The organism is Streptomyces sp. NPDC030838 (assembly GCF_055572035.1).
In genome coordinates, this window is record NZ_JBVIED010000010.1 from 293,848 (window position 1) to 312,658 (window position 18,811).

The window sequence follows — 18,811 nt, forward strand, 5'->3', positions numbered from 1 at the left end:
CGACTTCGAACCACCATGCGACTTCGTACGCTGACCGCGCTGGCCGGAGCGCTGACCCTGTCCCTGGTGACCGGCTGTGCGAACGGCGACTCCACCGGGTCGTCCGCGAACACCGTGACGTACTGGCTGTGGGACGCCAACCAGCTGCCCGCCTACCAGGCCTGCGCGAAGGGGTTCGAGAAGGAGAACCCGGGGCTCAAGGTCAAGATCACGCAGCTGGGCTGGAGCGACTACTGGACCAAGCTCACCGCCGGGTTCATCGCCGGCACCCAGCCGGACGTGTTCACCGACCACATCCAGAAGTTCGGCCAGTTCGCCGACCTCCAGGTGCTGGAGCCGCTCGACGACCTCGGCATCGAGGACGCCGACTACCAGCCCGGGCTGGCCGCCAACTGGACCGGCCAGGACGGCCACCGCTACGGCACTCCCAAGGACTGGGACACCGTCGCGCTCTTCTACAACAGCAGGATGACGAAGGACGCCGGGCTCACGGCGCAGGAGCTCAACAGCCTCTCCTGGAATCCGAAGGACGGCGGCACCTTCGAGAAGGCCATCGCCCGCCTCACCGTCGACAAGAACGGCCGACGCGGCGACGAGCCCGGCTTCGACAAGAACAACGTGAGGGTGTACGGGCTCGCCTCCAACGGCGGCGGCTACGCCGACGGCCAGACCCAGTGGAGCCCCTTCACCGGCTCGGCCGGCTGGAGCTACACGGACAAGCCGCGCTGGGGCACGAAGTACCAGTACGACGACAAGACCTTCCAGTCCGTCATCGACTGGTACTTCGGCCTGGCCGAGAAGGGCTACCTGGCTCCCCTGTCCGACTACAACGTCCAGTCCAACCAGGCCAACACCCAGGTCGCCGCGGGCAAGGCGGCCAGCGCCTTCGACGGGGCCTGGATGATCTCCACCTACGCCGGCTTCAAGGGCCGGGACATCAGGAGCGCCCTCACGCCGGTCGGTCCGACCGGCAAGCGCGCCACGATGATGAACGGCCTCGCCGACTCCATCACCAAAGGCGCCAGGAACAAGGCGGGCGCCCGCGAGTGGGTGCGGTACCTGGCCTCCGACACCTGCCAGAAGGTCGTCGGCGCGTACGGCGTCGTCTTCCCCGCCACCAAGGCCGGCACCGAGGCCGCCGTCGCCGCGTACGAGAGGAAGAACCTCGACGTGACGGCCTTCACCAGGCCCGTGGCCGACCAGCGGAACTTCCGGACCTTCTCCTATCCGATCACCGACTACGCGGCGGACGTGACCGCGTTGATGCAGCCGCAGATGGAGGCCATCTACGGCAATGGCAAGCCCGTGAGCAGCCTCGACCAGACCAACGACCAGATCAACCTGATCCTCTCGCAGTGATCTCCCGACCAGTGAAGGGCACGCGTTTCATGACGTTCTCGCTCGGCATCGTCGGCGCCGGCCAGTTCTCCGGCCAGTTCGCCACGTTGTTCCAGGCCCATCCCGGCGTCCGCGACGTCTACGTCACCGACCTGCTGCCCGAGCGGGCCGAGCGGCTCGCCGCCGCGCAGGGACTGGCGGGCACCTTCCCCTCGTACGAGGCCATGCTGGAGTCGCCGGCCGTCGACGCGGTCGCGATCTTCACCCAGCGCTGGACGCACGGCCCGCTCGTGCTCCAGGGCCTGAACGCGGGCAAGCACGTGTACTCGGCCGTCCCCATGGCGATCAGCACCGAGGAGATCGCGGCGATCATCGACGCGGTCAAGGCGACCGGGCTGACGTACATGATGGGCGAGACCAGCCAGTACAACCCGGCGACCGTGCACGCCCGCAACCAGATCGCCAAGGGCGCTTTCGGGCGGCTGTTCTACGCCGAGGGCGACTACGTCCACGACATGGACCTGGGGTTCTACGAGGCGTACCAGTACAGCGGCGGCGAGAACTGGAAGGCGACCGCCAGCTATCCCCCGCTGCTTTACCCGACGCACTCGGTGGGCGGGGTGCTGGGGGCCTGGCAGACGCACGCGGTGAGCGTGTCGGCGATCGGGGTGGTGGACGGACGCGGCGACGGCGTCTTCGACCGGTCGGTCAGCCAGTTCGACAACGACGTGTCCAACGCGACCGCGCTGTTCGAGGTGGCGGGCGGCGGATCGTTCCGCACCAACGAGTTCCGGCGGGTCGGCTATCCCTCGCACATACGCGAGTCCCGGTTCCGCTTCTTCGGCACGGAGGCCAGCATGGAGCAACTGGCCACCGTCGCGCTGTGGCAGGACAAGAACGGGGTGGAGGACATCTCCGAGCTGCTGGAGCCCAAGCCGACCATGGCGCCCGACGACCCGTCGCTGGAGCACATCGCTCCGGAGCTGCGCGCCGCGTTCACCTCCGGCTCGGCGCCGGTGCACGACCGGTCACGGCTGCCGCGGGAGTTCGACCATCTGCACAACGGGCACGAGGGCAGCCACCACTTCCTGGTCGACGACTTCGTGACCGCGGTCACCACCCGCACCCTGCCGTCGGTGAACGCCTGGGTGGCGGCCCGCTACACCCTGCCGGGGATCATCGCGCACGAGTCCGCGCGGCAGGGCGGGGTCCGGCTGGAGATCCCGGACTTCGGGGACGCGCCCCAGGGGTGACCGGGTGCCGTCGCGGGCCGGGTGCCGTCAGGTGCCCGGCTTGCGGCCGTACACGTAGACGTCGTCGCCGTTCTTCAGCAGCGACCAGTACTTCTTCGCGTCGGTCTTCGTCATGTTGACGCAGCCGTGCGAGCCCGGCGGGTTCCACATGCTGATCCCGACCGAGTGGAAGGCCTGGCCGCCGTCGAAGAACTGGGCGTAGGGCATCGGCACGTCGTAGATCGACGAGACGTGGTCGATGTTGCGCCAGTAGATCTTCTTCAGGCCGGTGCGGGTCTCGTGGCCGTCACGGCCGGTGCGGACCGGGACGGGGCCGTAGACGAGCTTGTTGCCGTCCTGGATCCAGCTCAGCTGGAGGGTGAGGTTCACACAGGCGATACGGCCCTTGTTGACCGGGCACTTGCCGTCCTTGTTGGGATTGCTGCCCACGGCCTTCTGCTTCAGCATCAGGTCCATCACGCCCCAGGTCACGGGGCCCGCGTAGCCGGCGTTCGGCTGGATGCCGTGCTTGGTCTGGAAGGCCTGGATCGCCTTGCAGTCGGCGGCGGACTGGACCCCGTCGACGGGCCGGCCGAGGAACTTCTCCACCTGCTTCTGGTAGGGCCCGGTCTGGGTCGTACAGCTCGCGGCCTGCGCCGGGCCGGCGCCGAGTGCGAGTGTGAGCGGCGCCACCAGTGCGGTGGCGCCGAGGACGACGGTGGCCCGTCTGCGTATGTCCCCCATGGCAGGTCTTGCCCCTCGTGTACGGCGGATGTCTGCCCAGCTAGACGGCTGCCGGGCCCGCATGGTTGTACGGATGCGGGCGGGTGTGAGGCGGCTCATGCTGGAGATGGATGCACACTACAGGGGTCATGGTGACGGACGGGAACCGGGGGCCTTCTGCGTCTCGTGCGCCGGTACCGTGCCTCCATGCCGGAGTTCATACAACAGCTGCCCGCCCTGCTCGGCGTGGTGATCGGTGCCCTCGGTTCGTATCTCGTGGTCATGCGGGGTGAGCAGGTCCGGTTCCGGCGGGAGCAGGCGGCCCGGTGGGAGGAGCGGCGGCTGGCGGCGTACGCCGACTACGCGCGCCAGCTGAAGAAGACCATCACCCTGACCTACCGGGTGGCGTCCCACCTCGGCAACGACCCGCACCCGCATCCGCTCTCCCCCGAGGAGGCGGAGCCGCTGCTGGCCGAGGCGGCGGACGCCCGGGACCCGGCCGGTGAGGCGCTGCTTCTGCTGGGCAGCCGCGAGGTGGTGGACACCGCGCGGGCGTGGGTGGTCGCGGTGCTGGGGATGGAGGCGTTCCTGCGGGAGGGGACACGGGATCCCGAGGCGTGGCAGGGTCTGCTGGAGCGGCAGCGGGCGGCGCGGGAGAAGTACTACGCGGCGGTGCGCGCCGATCTGGCGCTGCCGCCGGGGCACTCGGCGCGCTGGCCGCTGCCGCCGGCGGCGGACGCCGGTGCTCAGCGCTGAGCGCCGGTCGACGGTAGCCCTTGCTCAGCGGTAGCCGGTGGTGTCCGCCGGCTTGCCGGGGTCCTGCACCTCGACGAGATAGCGCCAGGCGTCGGGGCGGCTGCCGTCGAGGTCGGTGAAGCCGTACTCCCGGGCCAGTCCGCCGCTGGAGAGCGAGGCGCCGTTGTGACGGGCCACGTCGGGGTCGGCGGCGAGGGCGGCGACGGCGCGGCCGACGTAGCGCGGGGTCTCCGAGATGGCGAAGTGCGGGACCTTGTCGAGGGCGTCGCGCCAGTTGTCCTCGCGCACCCCGTAGTGCTCCAGCATGATCTCCGAGCGCAGCCAGCCCGGCGTGAGGGCGACGGCGGTGGCGCCGCGCGGGCCGAGCTCGTGGCCGAGGGCGAAGGCCATGCGCAGGACGGAGGCCTTGGCGAGGTCGTAGAAGAAGGTGTTGCGGTAGTGGTCGCGGTTGTACTCGGCGGTTCCGTCGGTCATCTCGACGACCAGGCCGCCGGGGCGGCGCAGCAGCAGTGGCAGGGCGTGGTGGCTGGTGATGGCGTGGGTCTCCACCGCGAGCCTGAGCAGCCGGAGCCCGTTGTCGAGGTCGTGCTCCCAGACCGGGGCCTCCCACTCGAACAGGTGCTCGCCGCCCCAGATGTCGTTGACGAGCACGTCGAGCCGCCCCTGCTCGCGGTCGATCCGGTCGACCAGCGCGCGGACCTGCGCCGGGTCGAGATGGTCGGCGGGGACGGCGACGCCCCGGCCGCCGGCCGCGGTGACGAGGTCGGCGGTGTCCTCGATGGTCTCGGGGCGGTTGTACTCGGATCGCCGGGCACGGGTGCTGCGCCCGCTGACGTACACCGTGGCCCCGGCCGCCCCCAGCTCCACGGCGACACCTCGTCCGGCTCCCCGAGTCGCACCGGCGACCAGTGCGACCTTGCCCTTGAGGGGCTGTTCCGGCATGTCCGACCTCCTGTTGCGTATGCGGTTGTCCTCGAGGGTGCCGCGGAAGCCGGACATCTTCTGTCGTCTTTCCCGGGTTTTCCCGGTGATCCTTCCTCGCCGGATCAGCATGGTCGTTGATCGTGGTGAGCCCGTCCGGTGCGCTCAGTGCCCCCGCGCGATCCACTCCTCCAGGTGCGGTGCCTCCGCGCCGATGGTGGTGGCGTCTCCGTGGCCGGTGAGGACCTTCGTCTCGGGCGGGAGGGTGAGCAGCCGGGCGCGGATGGAGTCGATGATCGTCGGGAAGTGGGAGTAGGAGCGGCCGGTGGCGCCGGGGCCGCCCTGGAAGAGGGTGTCGCCGGTGAAGACGGCGCCGAGGCCGGGGTCGTACAGGCAGACCGCGCCGGGGGCGTGTCCCGGGGTGTGCAGGACGGTCAGGTCGGCGCCGGCGGCCTCGATGACCAGGCCGTCGCGCAGCCAGGCGTCGGGTTCGCGCTCGGGGTGGGTCTGCTTCCACAGCGGCAGGTCGTCGCGGTGCAGCCAGATGACGGCACCGGTGCGGTCGGCGAGAGCGGGCGCGGCGCTGATGTGGTCGTTGTGGGCGTGGGTGCACACGATGGCGGTGAGCCGCCGGTCGCCGACGGCCTCGGCGATGGCGTCGGCGTCGTGGGCGGCGTCGATGACGACGACCTCGTGGTCGTCGCCGACCAGCCAGACGTTGTTGTCGACGTCCCAGGTACCGCCGTCGAGGCTGAACTGCCCGGAGGTGACGAGGCGTTCGATGCGCGCGGTCATCACAGCACCACCACCGAGCGCAGTACGTCGCCCTGGTGCATCCGCTCGAACGCCTTCTCCACCTCGTCGAGCGCGATGGTCTCGGTGACGAACGCCCCGAGGTCCAGGCGCCCTTGCAGATGCAGGTCGATGAGCATCGGGAAGTCGCGGGAGGGCAGACAGTCGCCGTACCAACTCGACTTCAGCGCGCCGCCGCGGCCGAAGACGTCCAGCAGCGGGAGTTCGAGCTTCATCTCCGGGGTGGGGACACCGACGAGGACGACCGTGCCGGCGAGGTCGCGGGCGTAGAAGGCCTGCTTGTACGTCTCGGGGCGGCCGACCGCCTCGATGACGACGTCGGCGCCGAAGCCGCCGGTCAGCTCGCGGATCGCCTCGACGGGGTCGGTCTCCCGGGAGTTGACTGTGTGGGTGGCGCCCATCGTCCGGGCGGTGGCGAGTTTGCGGTCGTCGATGTCGACGGCGATGATCCGCGCCGCACCGGCCAGCCGCGATCCGGCGATGGCCGCGTCGCCGACGCCGCCGCAGCCGATGACGGCGACCGTGTCGCCCCGGCCGACGTTGCCGGTGTTGATCGCGGCGCCGATGCCGGCCATCACCCCGCAGCCGAGCAGTCCGGCCACCTCCGGGGCGACGGCGGGGTCGACCTTCGTGCACTGTCCGGCCGCGACCAGCGTCTTCTCGGCGAACGCGCCGATACCGAGGGCCGGGGAGAGCTGTTGCCCGGTGGCGGCGAGGGTCATCTTCTGCCGGGCGTTGTGGGTGTCGAAGCAGTACCAGGGCCGCCCGCGCAGACAGGCCCGGCACCGGCCGCACACGGCCCGCCAGTTGAGGATCACGAAGTCCCCCGGCGCCACCTCGGTGACCCCGTCGCCGACCGCCTCGACCACCCCGGCGGCCTCGTGGCCGAGCAGGAAGGGGAACTCGTCGGTGATGCCACCCTGCTTGTAGTGCAGGTCGGTGTGGCAGACCCCGCAGGCCTGCACGCGCACCACGGCCTCGCCCGGACCCGGGTCGGGTACGACGATCGTCTCCACCCGCACCGGCTCGTCCTTCCCCGGTGCGATCACGCCGCGCACTTCCTGCGCCATGGTCCTGATCCCTTCCCTCGGCGGTCTCCGTCCCGCTGCCGACCCTATGACCGACTGATCGGTAAGGGCATGTCCGACGGGCGTGCGGAGCGCTTTCCGGCCACGACCGGGGGATCGCACCGGCGCCGGGCCGGACGGACACCCGGCCGGATACCCCCCGGGGTAATTCTGCTACGGTGGCCACGGACCGACAGATACCCCCGGGGGTAATTTCGAGGGCCCGGCCAGACCCGGGTTCCCACCACGAGAGGAGTGCTGCCGTGTACTTCGTCGACACCATCGACGTGCCGGGACTGGGCAACCGCGGCTACCTGGCGGGCGGCGCCCACCGCGCCGTCGTGATCGATCCGCCGCGTGACGTCGACCGGGTGATCACGGCCGCCGCGGCGCGGGGTGTGCGCGTCACGCACGTCGTCGAGACCCACGTGCACAACGACTATGTGACCGGCGGCCTGGAGCTGGCCCGGCTCACCGGCGCCGCCTACCTCGTGCCCGAGGGGGCGCGGGTCGCCTACGAGCGGGTGCCGGTCGCCGACGGGGACCGCACACCCGTCGACGCCGGGCTGGTGCTGTGCGCCCTCGCGACGCCCGGCCACACCCCGCACCACACCAGCTACGTCCTGGAGGACGGCGGACAGCCGGTGGCCGTGTTCACCGGGGGCTCACTGCTGATCGGCACGGTGGGACGGCCCGACCTGGTGGAGCCGCGGCTGACCGAGCGGCTGGCGCGGGCGCAGCACGGCTCCGCGCACCGGCTCGCCGCCGAGCTGCCGGACGGCACCGCGGTGCTGCCCACGCACGGCTTCGGCAGCTTCTGCTCGGCGGGGACGGCCACCGGCGACCGGACGACGATCGGGCGGGAGCGCACCGCCAACGAGGCCCTGGTCAAGGACGTCGACGCCTTCGTGGCCGACCTGCTCGCCGGACTCGACGACGTGCCCGCCTACTACGCCCACATGGGCCCGGCCAACGCCGCGGGCCCCGCCCCGGTGGACCTCACCCCGCCGCGCCGGGCCGACGCCGAGGAGATCGCGGCGCGGCTGGCCGCCGGGGAGTGGGTGGTCGACCTGCGCGACCGGATCGCCTTCGCGGCCGGGCATGTCGCCGGGTCGCTGAACTTCGCGGCGGAGGGGCAGCTCGCCACCCATCTGGCCTGGCTGCTGCCCTGGGGCAAGCCCGTCACGCTGCTCGCGGACTCCCCCGCGCAGCTGGCCGAGGCGCAGCGCGAACTCGTCCGCGTCGGCATCGACCGTCCGGCCGCGGCGGCGACCGGCGGCCCCGCCGACTGGCTCCGGCCGGGCGAGGCGCCACGCGCGTTCCCCCGGGGGACCTTCGCGGACCTGGCGGCGCGGTTCTCGACGCGGGACGCGGCACCGGTCGTCGTACTCGACGTGCGGCGGCACTCCGAGCGCGCGCGGGAACACCTCGCGGGCTCGCTGCACATCCCTCTCCACCAGCTCCGGGACCGGTTGACGGAGGTCCCCGAGGGCACGGTATGGGTGCACTGCGCGGGCGGAACACGGGCGGCGATCGCGGCCTCGCTGCTCGACGCGGCGGGGCGGGACGTGGTCGCCGTCGACGACGGGTTCGACGCGGCACGGGCGGCGGGGCTGCCGCTGACCCGCGGGGCGGGCGAGGGGACCCGCGACGTCGGCGAGGAGTCGTCGGCGGCGTGAGCGCCCTGGTTCTCGCCCTGCTCGCGGGGGCCGTCACCGGTCTCGCGCTGGGCTCGCTCGGGGGCGGCGGCAGCGTGCTGGCCGTGCCCGCCCTGATCTATCCGCTCGGCATGTCCCCGGCCTCGGCCGCCACCGCGAGCCTGGTCGTCGTCACCCTCACCTCCGCCACCGCGCTGTACGGCCATGCCCGCGACAGCACCGTGCGGTGGCGCGAGGGCGCCGTGTTCGCCGCCGCGGGTGTGGTGCCCGCGGCGCTCGGCGGGGCGGTCTCGGCGCGACTGCCGGCGGCGCTGCTGACCGGCGCCTTCGCGGTCGTCGCCGGGCTGGCCGCGCTGCGCATGCTGCGTCCGTCGGTCTCGCCGTCCGGCGGCGAGGCACCGGTGCGCGCCGGCCGGGTCGCCACCGCCGGGGCCGGGCTGGGCGCCGTCACCGGAGTGCTCGGCGTCGGCGGCGGATTTCTCGCCGTACCGGCGCTGGTGCACGTCGCCGGGCTGCGGATGCGGGCGGCGGTGGGCACGAGCCTGCTCGTCATCACGCTGAACTCGCTGGTCGCGCTGGTGGCCAGGGCGGGGTCGGCGGTCGCCGTCGACTGGGCGGCCGTCGCCCCGTTCGCTGCGGCGGCGGTGCTCGGCGCGTGGGACGGCAGACGGCTCGCGGCACGCATACCGGCGGCCGCCCTCCAGCGGGTCTTCGCCTGGGCGCTGCTGGCCGTGGCCGCCTTCATGCTGGCGGACTCGGCGCTGTGAGGCGTCTCGGGCGATCGGCGCCGTGAGGCGTCTCAGGCCAGCGACAGGAACAGCTTCTCCAGCCGCCCCTTCATCTGCTCGGCGGTCTCGCCGTCGCGGTCGGCGTCGGTCAGGCACTGCTGGAGGCCGGTCGCGATGATCGCGAAACCGGCCCGGTCCAGAGCGCGGGAGGCAGCGGCGAGCTGAGTGACGACGTCCTCGCAGTCGCGTCCCTCCTCGATCATCTTGATCACACCGGAGATCTGCCCCTGCGCGCGGCGCAGCCGGTTCAGCACCGACTTCAGGTCATCGCCCTCGAACTGCAACTCCACAACCACTCCCTATATACCCGTGGGGGTATCGTACTCCCCCTGTCGGGTACCACCCCCGGAAAGGATCGCCCTCATCATGTCCGCATCCCGTACCCCGCACGCCCTCGGCATCGAGGAGGCCCGCACCCGCCTGCCCGAGCTGACCGTCGTCGACGTCCGCGCCCCCGGCGAGTACGCCTCCGGCCATCTCCCCGGCGCCCTCAACATTCCCCTGGACCAGCTGGACCGGGCGGTTCCCGCGCTGCGCGAGGTGCGCGGTGCCCTGCTGATGGTCTGTGCCTCCGGGAACCGCTCCCGCACCGCCTGCGCCACCCTCGCCGAGCACGGCGTCGAGGCCGCGACGCTGACCGGCGGAACGCACGGCTGGGCGGAGCGCGGTCACCCCCTGGAGCGCCCCGAGGGCCCGGCGCGCACCGCCTGGTCCATGGAGCGGCAGGTCCGCTTCACCGCGGGCGCCCTCGTCCTGACGGGCCTGGGGCTCGGCCTGCGGTACCCGGCCCTGCGGCTGCTGTCCGCCGGTGTCGCGGGCGGTCTGGTCTTCTCCGCGGTCACCGACACCTGCGGTATGGCCGCCCTGCTCGGCAGGCTGCCGCACAACCGGCCGCGGCCCGCCGACCTCGACGCCACCCTGGCCGCGCTGGCCGCCCGGTAGGCCCGACCGCCGCGGTCCGACGCGGAAATCGGGGACCCCGTTCCGCGTCGGCCGTCGTAGCCTGACGCTCTGTTCAGCACCGGCCGCAATGGCGAAGGAGCACCGTGACCCACGCAGAGACCCCCACCGGACCGCCCCCGTGGCGACTGCTTCTCGGCTATGTCCGACCGCACCGATGGGCCCTGCTGGCGGGCGCGGCGCTCTCCCTGGTCACCGGGGCCACGGGCCTGGTGCTGCCCCTGGTGGCCCGGGAGTTGATCGACGACCTCTCCCACGACCGGTCCATCGCGGGCGCGTTGCTGCTGATGTCGGTCCTCGTCGTCGCCAACGCCGCGGTGGGCGCGCTGGGTTCGTACGTGCTGCGGCGCACCGCCGAGTCGGTGGTGCTCGGGGCCCGGCGCACTCTGTCGTCGTATCTGCTGCGCCTGCGGATAGCCGCCGTGGACCGCAGCGAACCGGGCGATCTGATGGCCCGGATCACCTCCGACACCACGCTGCTGCGCTCGGTCACCACCGACTCGCTGGTCGGCCTCGGCACCGGCGGGCTCACGCTGGTGGCGACGGTGGTGATGATGGGCCTGGTCGACCCGGTGCTGCTCGGGGTCACCCTGGCCGTGGTGCTCGGCACGGGCACGGTGCTCGGGGTGATCGTGCCGCGCATCAACCGGGCCAGCCGGCAGGCGCAGGACGCGGTCGGCGTGATGGGTGCCTCGCTGGAGCGGGTGCTGGGCGCGCTGCGCACGGTGAAGGCGTCCGGCGCGGAGCACCGAGAGGAGCAGACGCTGCACGCCGCCGCCGAGGAGTCGTGGCGGCAGAGCGTGCGGGCCGCCAAGTGGTCGGCCGCCGCGGGCAACACGGCCGGGCTGTCGATGCAGATCGCCTTCATCACGGTGCTGGCGGTGGGCGGGGCGCGGGTGGCGACCGGCGCGATCGACATCGGGACGCTGGTGGCGTTCCTGCTGTTCGTCTTCTACCTGATGTCGCCGATCCAGGAGGTCGTCGGCGCGATCACCCAGTACCAGACGGGTGCCGCGGCCCTCACCCGGATCCAGGAGGCGCTGCGGCTGCCCGCCGAGCCGCAGGCCCCCGCGGCCCCGCTGCCCGAAACCGACGCCGAGCCGGCCGCGCTCGCCTTCACCGACGTCCGCTTCCGCTACGCCGACGATCTGCCGTACGTCCACCACGGGGTGACGTTCTCGGTGCCGCCGCGCGGCATGACGGCGTTCGTCGGCCCGTCCGGCGCGGGCAAGACCACCGTCTTCTCGCTGATCGAGCGGTTCTACGACCCCGAGTCCGGCGTGATCACCCTCGACGGCCGGGACCTCGCCGACTGGGAGCTGCCCCGGCTGCGCTCCGCGATCGGCTACGTCGAGCAGGACGCCCCGGTGCTCTCCGGCTCGCTGCGGGACAATCTGCTGCTGGGCAATCCGGAGACGGACGAGGACACGCTCACCCGGGTGGTGAAGACGACCCGGCTCGACGGGCTGGTCGCCCGGCTGCCCGGCGGCCTGGACACCCTGGTCGGGCATCGCGGCACCAAGCTGTCCGGAGGGGAACGCCAGCGCGTGGCGATCGCGCGGGCGCTGCTGCGGCGTCCCCGGCTGCTGCTCCTGGACGAGGCGACCTCGCAGCTGGACGCGGTCAACGAGGCGGCGCTGCGCGACACGGTCGCCGATGTGGCCCGTACGACGACGGTGCTGGTGGTCGCGCACCGGCTGTCGACGGTGACGATGGCCGACCGGATCGTGGTGATGGACGCGGGCCGGGTCCGTGCGGTGGGCACCCACCGCGAACTCGTGGCCGCCGACCCGCTGTACGCGGAGCTGGCGGCCACGCAGTTCCTCGCCTCGGCCGACTGAGCCGGGGCGGCGGCGCGCTAGGGCCTGTCTTCCGGATCAGGCCGGCTGCGAGGAACGGTGCGTCTTGGCCGACCCGAGCGGGGTCTGGTGCGTGCAGCTGCAAGGCGGAGGAGGGAGTCGACGCGGAGCGTCGGCGAGTGACGACAACGCGGCAGATGCGCGTGCCAGGCCCCGCGACGCCGGCATGATCCGGAAGACAGGCCCTAGGCTGGGAAGCGGACGACTCCCCTGTTGCCGGAAGGGGGCGGCCATGGCTCCCCACTCGAAGGCGGGCGCGGCGCTCGCCGCGCTGCGCGAGGATCTGACCGGCGATGTGTTCGCCCCGGGGGACGCGGGCTACGACGAGGCCCGGCGCGTCTTCAACGCGATGATCGACCGCCGCCCGGCGGTGATCGCGCAGTGCGCGCACGCGGACGACGTGGTCCGGGCCGTGCGGTTCGGCCGGGAGCTGGACCTGAACATCGCGGTGCGCGGCGGCGGGCACAGCGTCGCGGGGATGGCCCTGAACGACAACGGGCTGGTCGTGGATCTGCGCCGGATGCACGGGGTGACCGTCCATCCGGGCGCCGAGGCGGTCCGGGTGGAGGGCGGCGCCACCATGAGCCATCTGGACCGCGCGACCCAGCCGTACGGTCTCGCCACCACCGGCGGCCGGGCCTCGACGACCGGCGTCGGCGGGTTCGTGCTGGGCGGCGGCACCGGCTGGCTGGACCGCTGGTGCGGCCTGGCCGTCGACAATCTGCTCGGCGTGGAGCTGGTCACCGCCGACGGCGAGCCGACCCGCGCCAGCGCGGACGAGAACCCCGACCTGTTCTGGGCGCTGCACGGCGGCGGCGGCAACTTCGGCGTCGCCACCGCGCTCACCCTCAAGCTGTACGAGCTGCCGGAGTTCGCCGTCGCGCTGCTGATGTACGCCCCGGACTTCGCCGTCGAGGCGGTGCGCACCTTCCGCGACACGGTGGAGGCCGGCCCGGACGAGCTCGGCGGCGGCATCCTCCACTTCACCGGCCCGCCGGAGGATTTCGTACCGCCGGACTACATCGGCACGCTGGTGTGCGGGGTGCTGCTGACCTACGCCGGCGCCGAGGAGGACATGCGCAAGGTCGCCCAGCCGCTGCTGGCGCTGCCACATGTGGCGGAGCTCGTCGGGGCGATGCCGTACCCCGAGGTGCAGTGCATGATCGACGATCCGCCGGGCATGCGGCACTACTGGTCGGCGGAGTATCTGACGGGCGCCCCCGACGACTTCGTGGACGTCTACTGCGCCGGCGGGGCCGCCATGCCCGTACCGACCGGCACCCAGTACGCGCTGTTCCCGCAGGGCGGCGCGATCGCCGCGGGCCCGCACGAGTACCCGGTGCCGTACCGGGACGCGCTCTGGGCGGTGCACCCGTACGGGATGTGGGAGGACCCCGCCGACGACGAGCGGTGCACCCGCTGGGTCCGTGACGTCCGCGCCGACGTCCGCCCGTGGAGCACCGGCGCGGTCTATCTGAACTTCATCGGGGACGAGGGCGAGGAGCGCGTGGTGGCCGGTCTGGGCCCGGGGAACGCCCGCCGGCTGGGCGAGCTGAAGCGGCGCTGGGACCCGGACAACGTGTTCCGCTTCAACCACAACATCAAGCCGCTGTGAACCTCGCCCAGCCCCCGCCTATGCCACCGCGTCGATCACCTCCCGCGCCGCCCGCTCCCCCTCGGTCGCGCCGCCCTCCATGAATCCCTGGAAGTCGTAGGAGCAGTGCTCGCCGCCGATGTGGATGTTGCCCTGGGCGACGCCCTCGTAGCCCGCGTACCGGTGCAGATAGCCGACCGGCCAGTAGGAGTAGGCGCCCTGGGCGTAGGGGTTGAGATGCCAGGCCGACAGCTGGGCCCGACCGGTCCAGGCCGCCGACGTGCCGGGGAAGAAGGCGTCGATCTCCTTGGTGTAGGCCGCCGCGAGTCGCGCCACGTACGGATCGCTCTCGGTGGAGAACGGTGCGGCGGGCGCCAGCGATCGGGCCAGGCTGCCGCCGTGGTACTGGATGAGGATGCCGCCCGTGCCCGGCTGGATCTTGGTGGTGTCCCAGGTCTGCTGCACCCGGCTGTCGGTGAAGCAGTCCCCGGCGGAGACCCCGGGCCAGGGTCCCGTGCCGCGCCAGGGTCGGCTGGAGAACTGCATGTTGAGCTTGGTGCAGTACCCCATCCGGGCGTCTTTCAGCAGGCTGGTCATCCGGCTGTCGAACCCGGCCCTGCTCAGGTCGAGCTTCTGCAGCACGGGCAGCGGCACGCACAGGATCGTGTGGTCGGCGGTGACCGTGCGGGTGGCGCCCGCCTCGGTGAACGTCAGCGTCTGGGTGCCGTCGGTGTTGGCCCGTACGGCCTGCAGCGACCAGCCGTGCCGGATCGTCCCGTCGGGCAGGAAGTCGGCGATGGCGCGCGGGAGTCGGTCGTTACCGCCGACGACGTGGTAGCGCTCGTTGGACAGGCCCCAGATGTTGAAGTCGCCGGGATTGGTCTGGTAGCCCATCAGCAGCACGAGGGCGAGCGAGGACTGCTCGGTGGTCTCGGCGCCGTACTCGACGTTGTAGGCGACGTCGAAGAACCGGCCGAGCGGCGAGTCGTGGCCGCCGGGCACCCGGGACTCGATCCAGTCGTATATCGACATGTTGTCCAGGGCCGTACCGGTCGGGGTGGTCTGGTTCCACTTCACCTCCCCCGCCTCGATCAGGTCGCGGTGCAGGGCCTGGTAGACCGCCTTGAAGTCCTCGTTGGCGTGCTCGCGCGGGTAGTACTCGCCGTTGAACCACAGGACTTCCTCCGCCCCGTTGGGACCGCCGCCGAGGAAGTCCTCGACGGGCAGCGAGAAGCGGCGGCACAGTTCCAGCATCTTCTTGTGGCTGGTGTCGATCAGCTCGCCGCCGATCTCCGAGGTCTGGCCGTACGCCCAGTGGTCGCGCTGGGTGTACATCCGGCCGCCGACCCGGTCCGGGTTCGCCTCGTAGAGGGTGCAGGGGAGGCCGGCGTCGCGCAGGGTGAGCGCCGCGGTCAGCCCGGCGATCCCGGCGCCGACGACGGCGATCCGGGGCGCGGAGGCGGCGGACACCGGCGCCGCTGTCGCGACGGTCGCGGTCGCGGCGAGGGCGGCGGCGGCCTTGAGGACGGACCGGCGCCGCAGCCGGGCCTCCTCGACGGGCAGGCCCAGCGCGTGCGCGGCGGCGTGGTCGGCGGTGAGGGAACGGAGGACGTGCAGGGCGTGCGTTCGGGACACAGTGCTGCTCCTCAGACGGTGGCGGATGCTTCCTCGACGTCGTCGTCCGTGCGCTCGGCCGCGTCCTCCAGGACGATCCGGCCGATGATCTCGTAGCGTTCCGGCTGCCGGGCCTTCAGATAGAGGCCGAGCCCGAGGCCGCCGAAGAAGACCAGCCCGACGATCCACGGGATGGCCTTGAAGAAGAGCGAGTCGGCCGCCGTACCGGCCGCGGTGTCCAGGTTGGTCACCAGCAGCCCCACGACCGCGATCATGCCGATGCCGCCGAGCAGCGGGGCGGTGAGGGTGCGGAACCAGTGCCGGTCCTCGGGGTGGTTGCGGCGGAAGTAGCCGATGACCGCGAAGGAGCACAGCGTCTGCACGATGAGGATCGCCATCGTGCCGAGGATCGCCAGCAGGGTGTAGAGGTGGATGTACGGGTCCTGCCCGGTCAGCCAGAAGGCACCGACGAGCGCGACCGCGACGGCCGACTGGACGAAGGAGGCGATGTACGGCGACCCGTGGTCCTTGTGGGTGCGCCCGAGAGCCGGGTGCAGGAAGCCCTCGCGGCCGATGGCGTAGAGGTAGCGGGACGCGCACTGGTGGAAGGCCATGCCGCAGGCGAAGGACCCGGTGATCAGCAGCCACTGGAAGGCGTCGACCGCCCAGGCGCCGATGAAGCTGTGCGCCGGGTCGAAGAACAGGTCGAGCGGGCTGGTCCCGGAGGAGACCTCGACCGAGCCCTTGAGTCCGTTGCCCGCGATGGTCATCCAGGAGACGTAGATGTAGAAGAGCCCGACGCCGACCACCGAGATCAGGGTGGCGCGCGGGATGACCCGCTTGGGGTCGCGGGACTCCTCGCCGTACATCGCCGTCGACTCGAAGCCGACCCAGGACCAGAACGCGAAGAACAGCCCGAGCCCGGCGGAGGTCCCGGTGAAGGCGTTCGCGGGGTTGATCGGCTCGACGGGGATGCCGTCCGGGCCGCCGCCCTTCAGGAGTACGGCCGTGGCGACCGCGAAGAGCACAGCGATCTCGGCGACCAGCATCACGCCGAGTGCCTTCGCCGTCAGGTTGATGTCGAAGTACGACAGCACGGCCGTGACCAGCAGCATCGCGGCGGCGTACACGATCCACGGCAGATCGACGCCGAGCTGGTCCTCGACGGTGGTCTGGGCGAAGTAGGAGAAGACGCCGACGATCGACGCCTCGAAGACGATGTACGCCAGCACCGCGAGCATCCCGGAGGCCATGCCGGTGATGCGGCCCAGGCCGTGCGAGATGTAGCCGTAGAAGGCGCCCGCCGCGGTGATCCGGCGGGCCATGGCGACATAGCCGACGGAGAACACCGTCAGGACCAGCGTCGCGAAGAGATAGCCGGCCGGCGCGCCCGTGCCGTTGCCGAAGCCGACCGCGATGGGCAGGTTGCCGGTCATCGCGGTGATCGGCGCCGCGGTCGCCACCGCCATGAACACCACGCCCACCAGGCCCACGGAGTTCGCCTTCAGGCGATGTACCTCTCGTGTCGGTGTGTGCTCTCGCGTGGGTGTTTCTGCCATTCCCGCCCCTCTCAAAGGACCGTCACAACGAAATCCGTAGATCGCTTGGCTGTTCCCCTGCGGATGCGACAGTGTTGCGGCAGAGTGACGCACGCCACAACAGACAGGCGGTCTTGCAATTCGGCGCGCGGGGCGACGCATTGTCGGGCCGGAGCGCCCGATGATCGTTCCCGTAACCGTCCGGAGATGTCGCCGGAACGTGCCCGCCGGTACCGTCCGCTGCATGGACAGCCGTACGGACCACCGATTCGACAGCCAGGGCGCCGGCATCACCGTGCAGCGGGCCCTGGAGCTGCCGGGCCTGCGCAGCGGCCTGCCCGAGGTGCTCGCCGGGGCGGACCGGTTGCAGCGCTCCGTGCGCTGGGTGCACGCGGGCGAGGTGCCCAATATCGCCTCCCTGCTGAAGGGCGGCGAACTGCTGCTGACCACGGGCTACGGCCTCGGCACCCGCCCGGCCGAACAGCGCGCGTTCGTCCGCACCCTCGCCGAACGCGGCATCGCCGCCCTGGTGGTGGAGCTGGGCCCGCGCTTCACCCGGCTGCCCGCGGCCCTCGTCGAGACCGCCCGCACGGCCGGGCTGCCGCTGGTCCAGCTGCACCGCGAGGTGCCGTTCGTGACGGTCACCGAGGAGATCCACACCGAGATCGTCAACGGCCACTACGCGCTGCTCCAGCGCGCCGAGGAGGTGCACCGCCGCTGCACCGAGGCGCTGCTCGGCGGCGGCGGAGTCCCCCAGGTCCTCGGCATCCTCGCCGACTTCGGCAGCAACCCGGTCTTCCTGGAGACCTCCGACGGCCAACTGCTGTATGCGGCCGGCGCCGGCCCCGAGGGCGCCGACCCGCTCCAGGTGTGGGAGGGCCTGCGCGGCCAGCACAAGGACGCCCCGCCGCCCACCGGTTCCGTCCTCGTGGACGTGCCGGGCGGCGGCCCTGGCACCGGCTCGGTCCGCGCCCGCCTGGTCCTGCTGCCGGTGCGCGCCCCGCTCGCGCCGGTGCACCGGATCGCCGCCGAGCGCGCCGCGGGCATCCTCGCCGTCGTCCTGATGCAGGCCCGCCAGGAGGAGGAGCTGGCCGCGCGCGGACGCGGCGACTTCCTCACCGACCTCGCCGAGGGCCGTATCACCGCCGAGGACGCCCCCGCCCAGGCCCGCGTCCTCGGCTTCAAGCCGGGCGACAGCCCGCTGCTGCCGGTGGTGATGCGGCTGGGCGACGCTCTCTCCCCCGGCGGGGGCTGGGCGGTCCTGGCGCGCGCGGTCGCCGAGGAGCTGGCGTCCGTCGGCGTCCCTGTCCTGCTGGGCGTACGGCCGGTGGAGGGCCGGGTGCCGCTGCTGCTCGGCCTGCGCTCGGAATCGGAGCGCTCGGCGGTCGCCGACCGGGTCGCGGCGGCGCTGCGGGCCGGGGTGGAGCGGGCCGGGATCCAGCGGCCGGGCGCGCCGCCGCCGGTCGTGGTCGTCGGAGTGGCCGGCGGCTGGGCGGCCGCGTCGGCCGGGCTGCGGCACGCGGCGGAGACGGCGACCGCCGCCCAGGGCCTGACCGACCGCCCCTGGTACGACGCCCGCCGCCTCGACATCGACCTGCTGCTGTGGCGGCTGCGCGAGCACCCTGACCTCGCGGCCTTCGTGGACCGCGCGATCGGCCCGATCCGCGACCACGACCGCCGTTCCAAGCCCCCGCTGCTGCCCACTCTGGAGACCTACCTGGCGCACGCGGGCCGCAAGGCGGAGACCGCCCGCGAGCTGCACCTGAACCGCCAGACCCTCTACAACCGCCTCGCCCGCATCGGCGAGCTGCTGGGCACCGACCTGGACGACCCGCAGACCGTGCTGGCGCTCAGCCTGGCCCTGCGGGCCCGTCGGCACGTGGGCTAGGGCCTGTCGTTTGGATCAGCCCGGCGTCGCGGGGTCTGGCACGCACATCTGCCGCGTTGTCG

General features: G+C 72.3%; 16 protein-coding genes. 9 read left to right on the forward strand and 7 right to left on the reverse strand.

Going from position 1 to position 18,811, the window contains the following annotated elements; translation table 11 throughout:
• Positions 1 to 15: 15 nt before the first annotated feature.
• Both ACZ42A_RS25595 and ACZ42A_RS25600 read left to right on the forward strand, forming a co-directional pair.
• A complete protein-coding gene (locus ACZ42A_RS25595) occupies positions 16 to 1,359 on the forward strand; it encodes an ABC transporter substrate-binding protein (RefSeq protein WP_468529621.1) in 1,344 nt (447 codons plus the stop codon).
• 29 nt (positions 1,360 to 1,388) lie between these two features.
• Complete coding sequence (locus tag ACZ42A_RS25600; protein WP_468529582.1) at positions 1,389 to 2,591, forward strand: Gfo/Idh/MocA family protein; 1,203 nt, start codon at positions 1,389 to 1,391, stop codon at positions 2,589 to 2,591.
• A 27-nt stretch (positions 2,592 to 2,618) separates the two neighbouring features.
• Here the strand turns inward: ACZ42A_RS25600 and ACZ42A_RS25605 are convergent, their stop codons facing one another.
• Entirely contained in the window at positions 2,619 to 3,314 is a 696-nt protein-coding gene (locus ACZ42A_RS25605) for a L,D-transpeptidase family protein (protein ID WP_468529583.1), read from the reverse strand.
• A 186-nt stretch (positions 3,315 to 3,500) separates the two neighbouring features.
• Here ACZ42A_RS25605 and ACZ42A_RS25610 point away from each other — a divergent pair, with 186 nt between their 5' ends.
• A complete protein-coding gene (locus ACZ42A_RS25610) occupies positions 3,501 to 4,049 on the forward strand; it encodes a hypothetical protein (protein ID WP_468529584.1) in 549 nt (182 codons plus the stop codon).
• Positions 4,050 to 4,073: 24 nt separating this feature from the next.
• Here the strand turns inward: ACZ42A_RS25610 and ACZ42A_RS25615 are convergent, their stop codons facing one another.
• From ACZ42A_RS25615 to ACZ42A_RS25625, 3 genes are all read right to left on the reverse strand, one after another.
• On the reverse strand, positions 4,074 to 4,991 hold the full coding sequence (locus ACZ42A_RS25615; RefSeq protein ID WP_468529585.1) for an SDR family oxidoreductase: 918 nt from the start codon (positions 4,989 to 4,991) through the stop codon (positions 4,074 to 4,076).
• 144 nt (positions 4,992 to 5,135) lie between these two features.
• Entirely contained in the window at positions 5,136 to 5,765 is a 630-nt protein-coding gene (locus tag ACZ42A_RS25620) for an MBL fold metallo-hydrolase (protein ID WP_468529586.1), read from the reverse strand.
• Complete coding sequence (locus ACZ42A_RS25625) at positions 5,765 to 6,853, reverse strand: S-(hydroxymethyl)mycothiol dehydrogenase (protein WP_468529587.1); 1,089 nt, start codon at positions 6,851 to 6,853, stop codon at positions 5,765 to 5,767. Before ACZ42A_RS25625 ends, ACZ42A_RS25620 begins: the two co-directional genes overlap by 1 nt.
• A 260-nt stretch (positions 6,854 to 7,113) precedes the next feature.
• On the opposite strand from ACZ42A_RS25625, the gene ACZ42A_RS25630 reads away from it, so the two are divergent.
• The gene (locus ACZ42A_RS25630) at positions 7,114 to 8,529 is read left to right on the forward strand and encodes an MBL fold metallo-hydrolase (RefSeq protein WP_468529588.1); all 1,416 of its coding nucleotides are present in this window, start codon (positions 7,114 to 7,116) and stop codon (positions 8,527 to 8,529) included.
• The gene (locus ACZ42A_RS25635; RefSeq protein WP_468529589.1) at positions 8,526 to 9,275 is read left to right on the forward strand and encodes a sulfite exporter TauE/SafE family protein; all 750 of its coding nucleotides are present in this window, start codon (positions 8,526 to 8,528) and stop codon (positions 9,273 to 9,275) included. The genes ACZ42A_RS25630 and ACZ42A_RS25635 overlap by 4 nt, the downstream gene beginning before the upstream one ends.
• 32 nt (positions 9,276 to 9,307) lie before the next feature.
• Here ACZ42A_RS25635 and ACZ42A_RS25640 read toward each other — a convergent pair whose 3' ends face one another.
• A complete protein-coding gene (locus tag ACZ42A_RS25640; protein WP_468529590.1) occupies positions 9,308 to 9,586 on the reverse strand; it encodes a metal-sensitive transcriptional regulator in 279 nt (92 codons plus the stop codon).
• Positions 9,587 to 9,662: 76 nt separating this feature from the next.
• On the opposite strand from ACZ42A_RS25640, the gene ACZ42A_RS25645 reads away from it, so the two are divergent.
• The 3 genes from ACZ42A_RS25645 (at position 9,663) to ACZ42A_RS25655 (ending at position 13,730) form a co-directional block, all read left to right on the forward strand.
• The gene (locus ACZ42A_RS25645; RefSeq protein ID WP_468529591.1) at positions 9,663 to 10,238 is read left to right on the forward strand and encodes a rhodanese-like domain-containing protein; all 576 of its coding nucleotides are present in this window, start codon (positions 9,663 to 9,665) and stop codon (positions 10,236 to 10,238) included.
• A gap of 104 nt (positions 10,239 to 10,342) precedes the next feature.
• A complete protein-coding gene (locus ACZ42A_RS25650) occupies positions 10,343 to 12,097 on the forward strand; it encodes an ABC transporter ATP-binding protein (RefSeq protein WP_468529592.1) in 1,755 nt (584 codons plus the stop codon).
• A gap of 250 nt (positions 12,098 to 12,347) precedes the next feature.
• Positions 12,348 to 13,730, forward strand: a complete 1,383-nt coding sequence (locus tag ACZ42A_RS25655; protein ID WP_468529593.1) for an FAD-binding oxidoreductase — start codon at positions 12,348 to 12,350, stop codon at positions 13,728 to 13,730.
• Positions 13,731 to 13,748: 18 nt separating this feature from the next.
• Here ACZ42A_RS25655 and ACZ42A_RS25660 read toward each other — a convergent pair whose 3' ends face one another.
• Both ACZ42A_RS25660 and ACZ42A_RS25665 read right to left on the reverse strand, forming a co-directional pair.
• Positions 13,749 to 15,344 carry a flavin monoamine oxidase family protein gene (locus ACZ42A_RS25660; protein WP_468529594.1) on the reverse strand — a complete coding sequence of 532 codons (1,596 nt, stop codon included), beginning with the start codon at positions 15,342 to 15,344 and terminating at the stop codon, positions 13,749 to 13,751.
• 11 nt (positions 15,345 to 15,355) lie between these two features.
• Complete coding sequence (locus tag ACZ42A_RS25665) at positions 15,356 to 16,882, reverse strand: APC family permease (RefSeq protein WP_468529595.1); 1,527 nt, start codon at positions 16,880 to 16,882, stop codon at positions 15,356 to 15,358.
• Positions 16,883 to 17,105: 223 nt separating this feature from the next.
• Between ACZ42A_RS25665 and ACZ42A_RS25670 the strand changes: the two genes are divergently transcribed.
• Positions 17,106 to 18,749, forward strand: coding sequence for a PucR family transcriptional regulator (locus ACZ42A_RS25670; RefSeq protein ID WP_468529596.1), 1,644 nt, complete (start codon positions 17,106 to 17,108; stop codon positions 18,747 to 18,749).
• The last annotated feature ends 62 nt before the right edge of the window (positions 18,750 to 18,811 follow it).

Excerpts from the sequence above, each read along its gene's own strand:
- ACZ42A_RS25595 (WP_468529621.1), top strand. The coding sequence starts at position 16 with ATGCGACTTCGTACGCTGACCGCGCTGGCCGGAGCGCTGACCCTGTCC.
- ACZ42A_RS25620 (WP_468529586.1), bottom strand. The coding sequence starts at position 5,765 with ATGACCGCGCGCATCGAACGCCTCGTCACCTCCGGGCAGTTCAGCCTC.
- ACZ42A_RS25645 (WP_468529591.1), top strand. The coding sequence starts at position 9,663 with ATGTCCGCATCCCGTACCCCGCACGCCCTCGGCATCGAGGAGGCCCGC.
- ACZ42A_RS25610 (WP_468529584.1), top strand. The coding sequence starts at position 3,501 with ATGCCGGAGTTCATACAACAGCTGCCCGCCCTGCTCGGCGTGGTGATC.
- ACZ42A_RS25665 (WP_468529595.1), bottom strand. The coding sequence starts at position 16,882 with ATGGCAGAAACACCCACGCGAGAGCACACACCGACACGAGAGGTACAT.
- ACZ42A_RS25600 (WP_468529582.1), top strand. The coding sequence starts at position 1,389 with ATGACGTTCTCGCTCGGCATCGTCGGCGCCGGCCAGTTCTCCGGCCAG.
- ACZ42A_RS25655 (WP_468529593.1), top strand. The coding sequence starts at position 12,348 with ATGGCTCCCCACTCGAAGGCGGGCGCGGCGCTCGCCGCGCTGCGCGAG.
- ACZ42A_RS25605 (WP_468529583.1), bottom strand. The coding sequence starts at position 3,314 with ATGGGGGACATACGCAGACGGGCCACCGTCGTCCTCGGCGCCACCGCA.
- ACZ42A_RS25670 (WP_468529596.1), top strand. The coding sequence starts at position 17,106 with ATGGACAGCCGTACGGACCACCGATTCGACAGCCAGGGCGCCGGCATC.
- ACZ42A_RS25625 (WP_468529587.1), bottom strand. The coding sequence starts at position 6,853 with ATGGCGCAGGAAGTGCGCGGCGTGATCGCACCGGGGAAGGACGAGCCG.
- ACZ42A_RS25615 (WP_468529585.1), bottom strand. The coding sequence starts at position 4,991 with ATGCCGGAACAGCCCCTCAAGGGCAAGGTCGCACTGGTCGCCGGTGCG.